General features: G+C 46.3%; 13 protein-coding genes and 3 pseudogenes. 2 read left to right on the forward strand and 14 right to left on the reverse strand.

What is annotated here, in order from left to right:
* Positions 1-68: 68 nt before the first annotated feature.
* Genes ptsP through dhaK form a run of 3 tightly spaced genes read right to left on the reverse strand, consistent with a single transcriptional unit; the run spans position 69 to position 4,179 of the window.
* Positions 69-2,468, reverse strand: coding sequence for a phosphoenolpyruvate--protein phosphotransferase (ptsP, locus tag BZJ17_RS14730; protein ID WP_077641216.1), 2,400 nt, complete (start codon positions 2,466-2,468; stop codon positions 69-71).
* 1 nt (position 2,469) lies between these two features.
* Positions 2,470-3,105, reverse strand: a complete 636-nt coding sequence (dhaL, locus tag BZJ17_RS14735) for a dihydroxyacetone kinase subunit DhaL (RefSeq protein ID WP_077641217.1) — start codon at positions 3,103-3,105, stop codon at positions 2,470-2,472.
* 15 nt (positions 3,106-3,120) lie between these two features.
* Positions 3,121-4,179, reverse strand: a complete 1,059-nt coding sequence (gene dhaK / locus BZJ17_RS14740; RefSeq protein WP_077641218.1) for a dihydroxyacetone kinase subunit DhaK — start codon at positions 4,177-4,179, stop codon at positions 3,121-3,123.
* Between the two features lie 351 nt (positions 4,180-4,530).
* Between dhaK and BZJ17_RS14745 the strand changes: the two genes are divergently transcribed.
* Entirely contained in the window at positions 4,531-5,613 is a 1,083-nt protein-coding gene (locus BZJ17_RS14745) for a glycerol dehydrogenase (RefSeq protein WP_077641219.1), read from the forward strand.
* Positions 5,614-6,526: 913 nt separating this feature from the next.
* Positions 6,527-7,591: a hypothetical protein gene (locus tag BZJ17_RS14755; RefSeq protein ID WP_131826815.1), complete on the forward strand. Its 1,065-nt coding sequence runs from the start codon at positions 6,527-6,529 to the stop codon at positions 7,589-7,591.
* A 72-nt stretch (positions 7,592-7,663) separates the two neighbouring features.
* Here the strand turns inward: BZJ17_RS14755 and BZJ17_RS14760 are convergent, their stop codons facing one another.
* The 11 genes and pseudogenes from BZJ17_RS14760 to BZJ17_RS14795 form a co-directional block, all read right to left on the reverse strand.
* Positions 7,664-7,942, reverse strand: coding sequence for an RHS domain-containing protein (locus BZJ17_RS14760; RefSeq protein ID WP_241836818.1), 279 nt, complete (start codon positions 7,940-7,942; stop codon positions 7,664-7,666).
* Between the two features lie 51 nt (positions 7,943-7,993).
* Positions 7,994-8,062, reverse strand: a pseudogene (locus BZJ17_RS17630) (hypothetical protein); the annotation flags it as partial.
* Between the two features lie 242 nt (positions 8,063-8,304).
* Positions 8,305-8,655: a hypothetical protein gene (locus BZJ17_RS14765; RefSeq protein ID WP_077641223.1), complete on the reverse strand. Its 351-nt coding sequence runs from the start codon at positions 8,653-8,655 to the stop codon at positions 8,305-8,307.
* Positions 8,643-8,804, reverse strand: a pseudogene (locus BZJ17_RS14770) (hypothetical protein); the annotation flags it as partial. The pseudogene BZJ17_RS14770 and the gene BZJ17_RS14765, both read right to left, overlap by 13 nt.
* Before the next feature lie 57 nt (positions 8,805-8,861).
* Positions 8,862-9,341, reverse strand: coding sequence for an RHS repeat-associated core domain-containing protein (locus BZJ17_RS17495; protein ID WP_241836819.1), 480 nt, complete (start codon positions 9,339-9,341; stop codon positions 8,862-8,864).
* On the reverse strand, positions 9,241-9,507 hold the full coding sequence (locus tag BZJ17_RS17500; protein ID WP_241836820.1) for an RHS domain-containing protein: 267 nt from the start codon (positions 9,505-9,507) through the stop codon (positions 9,241-9,243). The genes BZJ17_RS17495 and BZJ17_RS17500 overlap by 101 nt, the downstream gene beginning before the upstream one ends.
* Before the next feature lie 330 nt (positions 9,508-9,837).
* Positions 9,838-10,416 carry a hypothetical protein gene (locus BZJ17_RS14780; protein WP_077641224.1) on the reverse strand — a complete coding sequence of 193 codons (579 nt, stop codon included), beginning with the start codon at positions 10,414-10,416 and terminating at the stop codon, positions 9,838-9,840.
* A complete protein-coding gene (locus BZJ17_RS14785) occupies positions 10,388-11,143 on the reverse strand; it encodes an RHS repeat-associated core domain-containing protein (RefSeq protein WP_241836821.1) in 756 nt (251 codons plus the stop codon). Before BZJ17_RS14785 ends, BZJ17_RS14780 begins: the two co-directional genes overlap by 29 nt.
* Positions 11,144-11,179: 36 nt before the next feature.
* A pseudogene (locus BZJ17_RS17635) lies at positions 11,180-11,263 on the reverse strand (RHS repeat domain-containing protein); the annotation flags it as partial.
* Between the two features lie 417 nt (positions 11,264-11,680).
* Positions 11,681-12,091, reverse strand: a complete 411-nt coding sequence (locus BZJ17_RS14790) for a hypothetical protein (protein WP_077641226.1) — start codon at positions 12,089-12,091, stop codon at positions 11,681-11,683.
* A partial coding sequence (locus BZJ17_RS14795) for an RHS repeat-associated core domain-containing protein (RefSeq protein ID WP_077641227.1) occupies positions 12,088-13,589 on the reverse strand: 1,502 nt, incomplete at its 5' end. The genes BZJ17_RS14790 and BZJ17_RS14795, both read right to left, overlap by 4 nt.

Genomic DNA, 13,589 nt, shown 5'->3' on the forward strand with positions numbered 1-13,589 from the left:
GGTTAGTATTAAAAAATAGAGACCGGCATCGACTCGCCGGCGTCTATTTTACAGCCTAAAAGGTATGATTAAACATCAATCGATAACTGACGAATCTGCGTTTTTAGCTCTGGAAGCAAACTTGCACTGGCGCTAAATTTTCTCAATCCAATACGAAGCAATGCTTCTGTGGCATTTGGGTCTCCCGCCATTTCACCACACATACTGACAGGAATACCCGCCCGATCGCCAGCAGCACAAGTGAGTTCAATAGCTTTCAGAACCGATGGCTCAAAGTAGTTCACTAACTCAGTAACAGCGGTATTGCCTCGGTCGGCAGCCATAACATATTGAGTCAGATCATTGGTACCTATAGAGAAAAAATCGACTTCTTGCGCTAACGCATCGGCGTTCAGCACCGCTGCGGGAACCTCTATCATTATGCCAACGGGCAACTCAGTCGACTCCAAGCCAAGTTGTTGCGCCTGATCCACCAACAAGGCTTTTACTTTTCTCACTTCTTCAACCTGCGCCACCATCGGTATCATCAATTGGATATTCGGTTGCTCATGAAAAGCCCTTAGAATTGCTCGAAGTTGGGTAGTGAAGAGTGCTTCATGCTGAAGACACAAGCGTACCCCTCTTAAACCTAAAAATGGATTATCTTCCGCCGGCATAGGATACGCAGCTAAAGGTTTATCTCCCCCCACATCTAAACTACGAATCGTAAGTGGTTTGTCACCAAGCGCTGCGGCAATATCGCGATATACTTCGTATTGCAATTCCTCAGACGGGAGCTCATCGCTGTTTTGAAAAAGAAACTCTGTGCGAAACAGACCAACACCTTCTGCGCCAGATGTTAAAGCATCATCTACATCCTTCGGTCCGCCAATATTCGCCAATACTGGAATATGTACACCGTTGCAAGTGACTGCACTTTGCTGAGCATTCGCTAACGCACTTTTGCGATTGTTTTGCCACTCACATCGCCGAGCTTCGAGTTTTTGCGCGACATCATCCGAGGGCGAGATCCATAAATGCCCATTAAAACCATCAAGGGTTACCATTTGGCCATCTCGTACGGAATCTAAACACCCCTGAACTTTAACCATGGCAGGAATTCCCATTGCGCGAGCAAGAATGGCACTATGAGACGTTTTCCCCCCTTCACTCAAACAGATGCCAAGCACTTTAGATTTATCAAGACCTACCATATCAGAGGGCATTAGGTCGCGTGCCAATAAGATACTCGGCTGCTGAAGCGCGAGTATATTCGGCATCGTCCCCGTCATCTCAACCATCACTTGACGTGCAATATCGTGTACATCGCTTTCGCGTTCACGCATGTACTGGCTTTCTGCCTGACGATACTCTTCCGCGAGCTCTTGCAACGATTCTGCCCATGCTTGTTCAGCAATAGTGCCTGTTTTTATTCGTGACTCGACCGACATCCATAGTTCTGGATCACTCAGCATCATGCTGTGCGCGGCAAAAATCTCCCCTTGTGGCGTTTTGGCTTGTGCCTGTAAGTGTTGAACAACAACGTTTATTGCTCGCTTTACCCGTTCAATTTCAAACGATTCGCTTTGGAAACCACGCTCTGGGATAGCGGGCATTTCATGACTAAAAAGGACAGCTGGCGCACTAGCGATACCATCATTAACACGAATACCAATAAGCGCACCATCCAGATGATTATCTGTCGAACTATCACGTAATGTATCTGCCCCCTCCTCTGGCTTAGCAATGCCGTGTTTAAAGGCGCTTTTCTCTCCAAAGTGCTCGTGCGCTAAAGCTTCGAATGCCTTGATAGCCTCTCCAGATTGAGGCCCTGTTGCGCTTAAAGTGACCTTCTCTTGAGAACGTACACCAAGTTTTGCAATACTATTCAAACTTTTCGCATTTACTCGATGATCACCTTTTGTCAGCCATAACTGGCAGTCAAAAGGCGCAAGTGAACTTACAATGGCCGCAGCGGGACGAGCATGTAATCCATGTGGATTTTGTACTACCCAGTCAAATACTCTTTCTTCGTCAATGCCTTCTGACTCCGATAGCACCTCAGTGGATGTCGTTGGGTCGTCACCAAGGTGCTCTCGTTTTACGCTCAACGCATTTTGCGCCTCTTCAATCACCGTCGATAAAGGTAGCCCAGCAGCGGCAGCTACCGACGCTGCCATCGTCCCTTCAACAATCGGAGCCGAAACAAGGACAACATTTTCTCTCACATGCTCGTCAATCAGATCCAGAGCCATTTCCGTACTCAGCAATGCGCTGCCCAGATCCATCAACACAACAGTCCCTTGTTCATCATGCACACGCTCAATTGCTTCCATCACAGCGATAGCATCGGTTCCGATCGGGTTATCTGGATCATCCATACCGGCAGCGATCGCGAGCTTGGCTTTGCCTTGAGTCATTTGCTTGGCGAGTTCGGCCACTCCTTCGGCAAGACGACGGCTATGAGATACAACAACAATTCCCACCATCTTAATTACCTGCTATTGCCTGCTGTAGTGATTTAATCATCAACAAAGAAGAGGTAGCACCGGGATCTTGATGACCAATACTTCTTTCACCCAGATAGCTGGCGCGTCCTTTTTTCGCTAACATTTCTATCGTGGCAACCGCATTCGTGTCTGCTAGTTCTACCATTTCATTCAATAAGTGATCGGCGTTCATGCCATTTTCCAACGATGCCTTAACACTGATTAAAACGGGTAACCAAACATCACACATGGTTTTGTCGCCTAATTCAGCCTTACCACGAGACACCACACCATCTACACCACTTTTCAGTGCATCCACTAACTCTTCAAACGTTAATTGCTCTCGACTACCCACTGCGGCAGCAGTACGAATGAATAACGTGCCATACAATGGACCACTTGCTCCGCCGACGCTTGAAAGTAAGGTCATACCCGTATTCTTGAGTATACTTCCAATATTTTGGTCAACAATTTGAGGTAATTTTTCTGCGACTTTTTTAAAGCCACGATGCATATTGAGACCGTGGTCCGCATCACCAATATCGCGATCAAGATCGGTCAGAAATTCTTGATTTTCTTGATACGTTTTCGCACATAGCTCTAACCAGTGAACGATATGTTGTTTTTCAATTTTCATAGTTGCTCTCCCCTGTTACCACTTCATCGCAGCTGTATCGACAGGCGCATCAAACAACTCCAACATCTCTTCATCTGCTTTCAGCAATGTAATTGAAACGCCTTCCATATCGAGAGACGTACAGAAATTACCGACCATATTACGCACGATACGGAATCCCGCTTGGTCACAGTTATGGTCAAGACGACGATACACGCCGTAGAGTTCAGAAATTGGCGTGCCACCCATACCGTTGACCATCACAATGTAATCGTGATCAGCAGCAAAAGGTTCCACGCTAGACGCCTCTTCGTCCCATTTACCATCACCACGATTCCAAATACGTAATGTTCGCTGATAAGGTGTGTTGTCGGTGACTTCAGCAAACATCGCATCTACTAGCGTATCAACGTCTGTATATGTCACTCTCTTGATGCCGGGCTCACCATGAATACCGACACCAAACTCCACTTCATCATCTTCTAGTACAAACGAAGGTTTACCCGCTGCAGGCACGACACAAGCATGGAGCGCCACACCAAATGAGCGACAGTGATTATTAACACGACGGGCTAATGCTTCACATTGCTCCAACGAATAACCTTTGCTTGCGGCAGCACCGACTAACTTCTCAACTAACACCGTGCCAGCAACACCACGACGGCCAGCCGTATACAGACTATCTTTTACAGCAACATCGTCATCCACCAATACCGAGCCAACTTTAATGCCATCGGTATGAAGCAGCTCTACGGCCGTTTCAAAGTTCAACACATCGCCGGTATAGTTTTTAATGATAAACAGCACGCCCTCACCCGTGTTTACTTGGTTACCACATTCATACATTTGATCAGGCGTCGGAGAAGTAAACACCTCTCCCGGACAGGCGCCAGTAAGCATGCCTTTACCAATAAACCCTGCATGAAGAGGTTCATGACCACAACCACCACCAGAAACAAGCGCAACTTGCCCCGGAGTTTCCTCATGCCACATATAGCGAGGCTCGTAGTTAGCCTTAAGCTCAGAACGGGACAGCGCCAGACCTTCCATTTGCTGCAGTACAACATCATCGACTTGATTAATTAGTTTTTTCATCGTTCTATCTCATTCCATTTATATTTCTATGTAAGGTATGAACTCATTTTAAACAGAGAAAGTAGGTGCTCAACAAAAGTTAAAGCGTTTCATATTGGAACGATGTTTAGTTATTTTTAGTTCCAATATGAAACAACAAAGCAGAAAAAATCGATGAATAGTGATCAATCCCATAAAGCAGGGATCAACCGTTTTAGCTGAACAGTCAGTTTGACTAAGCGCTCATAAAAGCGTCTAAGAAATCACAGATATCCTTCACCGTGAGCCACGCCAACCCTAGTATAAGCCGCATCGCTTCAATGGTTTTTCATTGCAGTCTAAAACACAAATATAAAATATAAGGTTTGAGTTATGGAAAAAATCATTATCAGCCCGAGCAAATACGTCCAAGGTGAACAAGCACTTACCTCTATCGCTCACTATGTAAAAACCATGGGTGAACACCCGTTGGTAATTGCCGATGAATTGGTGACCCAATTGGTTGGCAATGATATTAAACACAGCTTTGAACACCAAAAACTTCCCCTCACCCTGAACCTTTTTCATGGTGAGTGCTCACGTGTTGAAATTGAACGCCTCACAGACATTTGTGCAACACAGAAACACGATGTTATTGTCGGTGTCGGCGGTGGTAAAACGCTAGATACAGCAAAGGCAGTTGCATTTTACACCAAGATCCCTGTCGTCGTTGTTCCCACGATTGCCTCTACGGATGCGCCCACGTCGGCACTTGCGGTAATTTACACACCCGACGGCGAATTTTCTGAATACTTGATGATCCCTAAAAACCCAGACATGGTCATCATGGATACATCTGTCATCGCAAAAGCGCCTGTTCGCTTATTAGTCTCAGGCATGGGTGATGCACTATCTACCTACTTTGAAGCACGAGCCAACATGACATCTGGCAAAGCGACAATGGCAGGAGGTTTAGCAACGCGCTCTGCACAGGCACTTGCGAAGCTCTGTTATGAAACCCTGCTTGAAGATGGTTTAAAGGCTAAAACCGCAGTTGAAAATGGTGTGAGTACCAAAGCGGTAGAGAATATTATTGAAGCCAATACATATCTAAGCGGTATCGGTTTTGAAAGCAGTGGCTTGGCGGGCGCTCACGCCATTCATAATGGCCTAACCAAGCTCGAAGAGTGTCACCACCTTTATCATGGTGAAAAAGTCGCGTTCGGCACGCTTGTTCAATTGGTGCTAGAAAACGCAGCGATGGAAGAGATTAATACGGTTCTCGCCTTCTGCCGATCTGTAGGTCTACCAACCAACTTATTTGATATGGGCGTTAAAGAGCTTAATCACGATAAGTTGCGCGAGGTCGCCGAAGCTTCAACGGCCGAGGGAGAGACAATTCACAATATGCCATTCCCAGTGACGGCAGAAAATGTCTACTCTGCGATCCTGACCGCTCATCAATTGGGCCAATAGGCTGTTTTTTCAACATGCTAAATAGGGCGAGCCTTGCGGACGCCCTATTTGAAAGGCAGATATACAAACATCTAACTGATTGTTTTTACTTATAAAAACCCTAAAAGCATAATCATTTCGTCTTTGCATATAAAACATATATCTAAAGTGGAATTAGAGAAAAAATATCGTTTTCTTTCCGAACAACTTAGTTAGTCTGTATATATTGCCTGACTATTATTCCGACTAGCACTACCGCTAATAGATATATTGGACCTCGAACTAACAAGTATCCATACCAAGAGGAGCCAACTAGCCAATTTTGTATCTGATTCGAGTAAATAGCTGCCCACATTAAACCCGCGACTAGCGTGCTGCCAATAAACAAAGCTAAAAGGCTCATGAACATTGCCTCTCTTGTTCCCGAATCTGTGCCCATAACACAAATCGCTAACCAGAAAATCCAAACTATAAACAAGCCGACTACCGCAGATATACGCAATGCGTAGTCAATAACGATAAACATCATATCCTCTCTCAGTCGAATAGCCAGCTTAGTATTACATATACTCAACCATTATTCATAGCACTAGCCAAGCGGCTTTCGTTTACTATTGCAACATCTAACTTTTGTTCCCAAAATAGCAGGCAGCATTTGCCGCCGAGTCGTAATCACGCAGTGCCTATCGCGCACTAAGTAATTTTTTATGCCCCGCAATACGACGGTTACTGGGCCTAGGGAATTCCCTTTAGAAATTATTTCTCTTCAGCCAATCCGCTTGATTGGTGACTGTGGGGAGGTAATCTCTATCTTAATTACAAAGCAGATATCAAAGCAAAATGAAAACAGAACCGGGATGCAATGATCTGTTAGAGAGGTCAAGTTTGGCTGATATTAACGGATCAGTGATGAGTCAATAAAAGTGATTCTGTGATGATCTGGTCAGCAGAACTTTCTCCTTGTACATGTCAGATTTTAGGAGCAGATCGAAAAACAGTAAAAAATAAGAAACCAATTGATCTGTTATATGTGATGATGATTATCTTGGTCCTCATAAACAAGATAAAGGTTTCAATGTATTACCGTACTTTCAAGTCATTGCCTGTTGTCGCTGTGTTAGTAGCAACCAGTGGATTCAGTGCTCACGCAGAGTCGATTTATCCGTATAAAACAGCTGAAAAAAATGTCATCTATCAACGATTCAGTAATCGTCCAGCACAGCCGTTAGCCAATGCCAAAGCCGCAGATTTTCAGCTGTTGTATAAAGGGCAAGACATTGCTGTCGGTTACTCCTCCGGCAATTATTATTGTAATGCAGAGCAGTTACCTACCGGGCTGGATACGGACTCTGCACGTATCATAGGCAGTTTCCTTGTAACAAATGTAGGGTCATTCGCTTTGTGTAAGCAAACTGTAGATATCGACCTGGAGCATTTTCAGGCTCTGAATCATCCGTTTTACCGAAATGGAAATACCATTTTATTGATTAGCGGCAAGGTACTGAAAGGCGCAGACGGTAAAACATTTAAGAGTGCCTACGGGCACGGATATGATGCAAAAAATTATTTCTATGTAGCGGAAAAAACGGTCAAAATACCCTATCAACATCAGGTGAAAATTTCTGAAGACTGTCGAGGTTGGGCTACGATTGATGGGAACAGCTATTACTCCGGCGAGCTACGCAATGATGTGGATGCATCTAGTTTTAAATGCCTGAGTTTTAATGCTGCCGCAGATAAAAAAGGGTTTCTGATTGCAGGGAAGCGGAGTCTGGAATTTCCTGCTGACGTTGACATGAAAGCGCTTAAAGTGCTTGAAGGTAATTTTGTTTCGGATGGTCATTATGTCTGGTTTGCCGGTATTGAACCTTACTCATTTAAGGGTATGTCGGCGAAAACAGTGAAAGTGAACGGAACGACCATTTCTGATGGAAAGCAGAGCTGGCAGTGCGAAACTTATCACTCCAGTGGGCAGCCAATGTGTCAGAAAACTCAATAATGTAATCATCGGTTTATCTTTACTTTTCCGGAAGTATATTAACCAGCGAGGCCTTATTTGGCCTCGCTGAAGTCAATATTTCACAGCAGTACATCTGACAGAACTGAGCCAGTGCCGTTGTGATTGCCCGTGGTAATGGCCCCACAGCGCTTGCTCTCCCCGCCAGACAATATCACCTTGCTCATTACACAGCTCTTGGGGTGTGCCCGCATGGTCGGTCACGATGTAATGCAGTTCGCTGCCTTGGTCATGGTGGGTCACTTGCGCCATCGGGCGGAAGCTGCCGGGCTCGTAGAGGTATTCTGTTTGTTGCAACACCTGCCCATCAGCCGTGGCCTGTTGTTGCTGCACGATGTGCGCGCCGTCCCACAGGTAGTGAGTCTGTGTGTTGCTGTGCGCACATTCTTTGGCGATGCGTCGCCCAAAGGGGTCGTAGCGGTAGCGATACCGCGTGCCGTTGGGCAGTTCAATGTGGGTTAAGGGTGTCTAGTACACGCCCTGCGCGGTCATGGCGGCGCTTTGGCGCTGCACGCAAGTATGTTGAAGGCATCATAAAAGTGTACACCTCTAATGCAAAACTGGAACGTGAAACTGCTGCAGCTAATTAGCAACATCGAAGAGTGGATAGAGGATTATGTGGACCCCTGATTACTCGGTGACACAGAATCATGAACACTCGTGTTCGCCCTGATCACAACCTCGTTTGAGCAGCCTCACGTAATATCCATAAAATCATCGTGATCCATATAGTAATTTAATGCTGTTATATAAGTATCTACACTGTTTTCTTTTTTTTGATAAAAAACATTATTTAAAACATCAAGAAACTGTTCCCCGTAATAGCATAACTCTAAACAATTATTTACTACGTCATTTGGAAGCACATCCTCACCACTTACACCTTCTCTTGGGTATTCATCAATCCAAACAGTAGTTTCTGATGTAAGAGGATCCATAGCATCTTTTGAATACAAACAGAAGTCTGTATCTAATCTGATTTCTCCTCGCTTAAACTTTACGATCAAATCACCTAACGTCGTGTAAGAGCGAATCATTTTTTGCATATTTTCTCTCCTGTTGCACCGTCTAATTTTTCTAGCCTTCCTGCTTTTCCACCACCCCAAATATCACGTCCTCCTTTACCCGTTGGGTGATAAAGCCCGTGGTTTGCGGAGTGATCCCCTCTATCAACTAGAACTAATCTATTTACATCTTCGTGATGATGCCAGGTTAGTCCCGGGGGACTAGCCGATCTATTTCCGGATTTTGTCTACTCTGCAAGTTCTGGATAACGCCTTAGCATATCTTTCCGATAACCAGCATCTTGCTCTAACTTTGATAGGAACTGTTTATTCGCCTGTCTAAATTGAACACTATCACTCGAATATCGATTAGAAGAGTTTACTTGGTGGTCGTGAAATATATGGTACTTCCCGTTATTAGGCCTATTCGCCAACCCCAACGGATCCACCCACTCTAGTGGGTTGGCAACATACGCCTGCGGCCTTAATCCGCCCGCAAACCCTATCGGGTCTGGGCTAAGATACTGGCCACTGTCTGCATCGTAATAACGGTTTACGTTATAGTAAAGGCCCGATTCGGGATCTTCGAGTTGTCCTTGGTAGCGAAGGTCACACCGTATACTGTCGTTAGCCGCTTCTTCGCGTCGTTGCCAGTGGCGTTGTGATTGCCCGTGGTAATGGCCCCCACAGCGCTTGCTCTCCCCGCCAGACAATATCACCTTGCTCATTACACAGCGCTTGCGGTGTGCCCGCGTGGTCGGTCACGATGTAATGCAGTTCGCTGCCTTGCTCATGGTGGGTCACTTGCGCCATCGGGCGGAAGCTGCCGGGCTCATAGAGGTATTCGGTTTGTTGCAACACCTGCCCATCAGCGGTGGCCTGTTGCTGCTGCACGATGTGCGCGCCGTCCCACAGGTAGTGAGTCTGTGTGTTGCTGTGCGCACATTCTTTGGCGATGCGTCGCCCAAAGGGGTCGTAGCGGTAGCGATACCGCGTGCCGTTGGGCAGTTCAATGTGGGTTAAGGGTGTCTAGTACACGCCCTGCGCGGTCATGGTGGCGTTTTTGGCGTTGCAAGTGCGCATACTGAAGGCATCAGAAAAGTGAACGCTTCCGGCACAGTATTGAAATCTGACGACGCTGTCGCGGCTGAGCATTCACTTCGAGAGTCGGATGAAGGGTTACGTGGATCTGTGATGAATTGGTGACACAGAACTGTGAGCACCCTAATCTATTACCACCCTGAAATTACCATTCTCTGCGGATTTCAGGAATCGCTGGCAAAGTAAGTAGTTATCACCAAAACAAATAATACCAAAACCTAGATCTTGATGAGGATAAACCGCAACTCCCAATTCAGGATTTATCATAAAAAACACTTCGCCAATTACACCACTATGCATCATCAATAATTTACAAATATCGATAAACTCATTTCTGTCGAAATGCACACTAACCTCTGCAGCTGGTAGAGAAACATCACCATAAAGGTAGCTTTCAAAGGCATCGCTAACAGGGTTTAAATATCCCTTCTTCTTTGCTTTTTCATACTTCTCTCCGTAGAGGCTTATAATGCTTTCGTCCGTTTCATTTTGATCGTCATAACCCAATGAAGATAAGGCAAAAAAACCATCCCAGTGAGAAGAGAAAAATTCATGAAATATTCTTAAGGCCTCGTCAACAATTTGGGGAGAATAACCTTTATTTGTTTCAAAAAAACCAACCCAACCTTTAGATTGACTAAATCCAGAAAAATTGATATTCCCTAGTGGTATTTTATCTGTCGACCTTGATAACTTTTCCATCACTGACTCCTACTGTTATTTTCTTGGTCCGTTGTGGTTTCATTTTTCCTATACCTACTTTCCACTCACCCGCTTTATCTGAGTGCTGAGTTTTACTCTTACTCCATATCTCACCAGTGTTAAGATTTTTATAATTTCCGCCATTTATCCGAGTAAAATCGGCTGGGTGAGACGACGGTGTTCTAACAAAGTCCCCCACATTGGCAGAATTGACTTTCTTTTTAGGATTATCTAAATGACTTGAACCAAAACAGCCTGAAGGCGCCAGCCCCAACGGATCCACCCACTCTAGTGGGTTGGCAACATAGCCCTGCGGCCTTAATCCGCCCGCAAACCCTATTGGGTCGGGGCTAAGATACTGGCCACTGTCTGCATCGTAATAACGGTTTACGTTATAGTAAAGGCCCGATTCTGCGTCTTCAATTTGCCCTTGGTAGCGAAGGTCACACTGTATACTGTCGTTGGCCGCTTCTTCGCGTCGTTGCCAGTGGCGTTGTGATTGCCCGCGGTAATGGCCCCATAGCGCTTGCTCTCCCCGCCAGACAATATCACCTTGCTCATTACACAGCTCTTGCGGTGTGCCCGCGTGGTCGGTCACGATGTAATGTAGCTCGCTACCTTGATTATGGTGGGTGACTTGCGCCATCGGGCGAAAGCTGCCGGGCTCGTAGAGGTATTCGGTTTGTTGCAATACCTGCCCATCAGCCGTGGCCTGTTGTTGCTGCACGATGTGCGCGCCGTCCCACAGGTAATAAGTCTGTGTTTGGCTGTGCGCACATTCTTTGGCGATGCGTCGCCCAAAGGGGTCGTAGCGGTAGCGATACCGCGTGCCGTTGGGCAGTTCAATGTGGGTTAAGGGTTTCTAGTACACGCCCTGCGCGGTAATGCAGCGCTTTGGCGCGGTAAGCGCTCGTGTGAAAGGTGCCGGAAAAGTGGACACCTCAGGTATAGAACTAGAACGTGATGAAATCGCAGCTGACCATTCACTTCGAAGGCCGACTGGATAATCACATAAACCTATGAAAAATTAGCTGACACAGAACTATGAACACCCTCGAAAACGTTACTTAGCCCTAAGCTGACTCTGCGTAATTACAATGCACAAGTTGGCGAAGCATTAGCCAACGTGAAAGTGATGAACAAAGTCATAAGACTCGGTATGCCTGTTAGCTATCGAGTTGATTGATGGGAGCAATCCCATTGGGATCAGTGCGTTAGGTGAATGATTTGATCAACAACGCCCCTCAACACAGCCAGTATAACATTAACTAAATGCTACATCTGCGTCACCTACTTCTAGTATTTGGAAATCATTCGTATTTAATTTAATACCGCAGCCATGCTCTCCTTCAAAATTAAAATGAAAGCTCAAACCGTATAATTCCTTTTCATTTTGCTCAAATAAGACATATATACACATTAGAGTTATATCGTCATCGCTGAATGAGTCAAAGCTTTCACTGAGAGCTTTTTTCTTAGCTGCGTGCATAGCTTTCCCATACCACTGCTCTGAGTTATTAATAAAATCTGATATTTTCTCCTTATATGAAGCACTCAAAGCCTCTTCCGACGCATCTAAACCATCGGATATTGCGATGCATACTTCTTTCCCCGTAGACGGGAAGTCTATATAGAATTCCAGATCATCATCAAATACTATATCATCCGGTTTCATAAATTAAAGCACCTCTTGTTTAACTCTTTCGCTTTTTGTTTGGCTGCTGGGCTCTCATATTTGGTTCCTGTTGCATCTTCAAAAGCCTTTACAGAACCTTTATGGGGTTTGCTCGCATTGTGATCTTCACTCGTAACTAACTGCATTTTTGCTGTATTGGTTTCTGGATCATAGTCAGCATGATGCCAAACTACATCCCCTAAAGCTTGCTTATGAGCTTGAGACGTCGGTTTTCCTCGAGCGCCATTCAGCCCTACACTCTCATTGGCTACTTTAAAGTCCCAATTACGAGAGCCTTGCATTTGGATAGTGGTTTCCGCCAAAACTCGATCTTTCGGGAAGATAACTTCACCCAAGAGACCCAATGGGTCAACAGAATCTAATGGGTTGGCGACATACGCCTGCGGCCTTAACCCGCCCGCAAACCCTATTGGGTCGGGGCTAAGATACTGGCCACTGTCTGCATCGTAATAACGGTTTACGTTATAGTAAAGGCCCGATTCTGGGTCTTCAATTTGTCCTTGGTAGCGAAGGTCACACTGTATACTGTCGTTGGCCGCTTCTTCGCGTCGTTGCCAGTGCCGTTGTGATTGCCCGTGATAATGGCCCCATAGCGCTTGCTCTCCCCGCCAGACAATATCACCTTGTTCATTACACAGCTCTTGGGGTGTGCCCGCGTGGTCGGTCACGATGTAATGCAGTTCGCTGCCTTGCTCATGGTGGGTCACTTGCGCCATCGGGCGGAAGCTGCCGGGCTCGTAGAGGTATTCTGTTTGTTGCAGCACCTGCCCATCAGCGGTGGCCTGTTGTTGCTGCACAATGTGCGCGCCGTCCCACAGGTAGTGAGTCTGTGTTTGGCTGTGCGCACATTCTTTGGCGATGCGTCGCCCAAAGGGGTCGTAGCGGTAGCGATACCGCGTGCCGTTGGGCAGTTCAATGTGAGTTAAGCGGTCATCCGCGTTCCAGCTAAACCGCGTCACCTGTGGCCGGTAGCCCGTTTTGTTCTCGGTCTTTTCAATCACGCGGCCGCAGGCATCATAGCGATAACGAAAACGGCCCGTTTCTAATACACGCCCTGCGCGGTCATGGCGGCGTTTTTGGCGCTGCACCCGCGCATCGGCCAGTGACACGACGTGTTGCTGTTGGCTGTATTCGGTCGCAAATCCCGTCTCATTGAGGTTCAGTTCGCTGTCGTAACCAAACAGGTGCACAAATCGTCCGTTAGGTTGTGACGCTTTTTGTTGTCGTGCCCCAACCACTTGGCCATTAGGGTTAAGCATAAACCGATGACTGCCACGGTGGTTATCATCGATTCCGATTAAGCGGTCAAGCGCGTCGTAATGGTAACACCGCAACGGGTCTTGGTGTTGGCCCAGCCCTTGTTGTGTCAGTAGGCCTCGCTCACTCCATTGATGGGTTAAACGAAAACCTTGTTGGTTACCTCGCTGTTGCTCTTGCCCTTGTGGGGTATAGGCAAAATCAAGCGGCTGGTGAGCAC

The sequence above is a fragment of the Salinivibrio sp. IB574 genome, assembly GCF_001996205.1.
Classification (GTDB): Bacteria; Pseudomonadota; Gammaproteobacteria; order Enterobacterales; family Vibrionaceae; genus Salinivibrio; species Salinivibrio proteolyticus.

Bases quoted from the DNA above. Each gene is read 5' to 3' on its own strand.
- ptsP (WP_077641216.1), bottom strand. From the start codon at position 2,468: ATGGTGGGAATTGTTGTTGTATCTCATAGCCGTCGTCTTGCCGAAGGA.
- dhaL (WP_077641217.1), bottom strand. From the start codon at position 3,105: ATGAAAATTGAAAAACAACATATCGTTCACTGGTTAGAGCTATGTGCG.
- dhaK (WP_077641218.1), bottom strand. From the start codon at position 4,179: ATGAAAAAACTAATTAATCAAGTCGATGATGTTGTACTGCAGCAAATG.
- BZJ17_RS14745 (WP_077641219.1), top strand. From the start codon at position 4,531: ATGGAAAAAATCATTATCAGCCCGAGCAAATACGTCCAAGGTGAACAA.
- BZJ17_RS14755 (WP_131826815.1), top strand. From the start codon at position 6,527: ATGATCTGGTCAGCAGAACTTTCTCCTTGTACATGTCAGATTTTAGGA.
- BZJ17_RS14765 (WP_077641223.1), bottom strand. From the start codon at position 8,655: ATGCAAAAAATGATTCGCTCTTACACGACGTTAGGTGATTTGATCGTA.
- BZJ17_RS17495 (WP_241836819.1), bottom strand. From the start codon at position 9,341: ATGAGCAAGGTGATATTGTCTGGCGGGGAGAGCAAGCGCTGTGGGGGC.
- BZJ17_RS14780 (WP_077641224.1), bottom strand. From the start codon at position 10,416: ATGGAAAAGTTATCAAGGTCGACAGATAAAATACCACTAGGGAATATC.
- BZJ17_RS14790 (WP_077641226.1), bottom strand. From the start codon at position 12,091: ATGAAACCGGATGATATAGTATTTGATGATGATCTGGAATTCTATATA.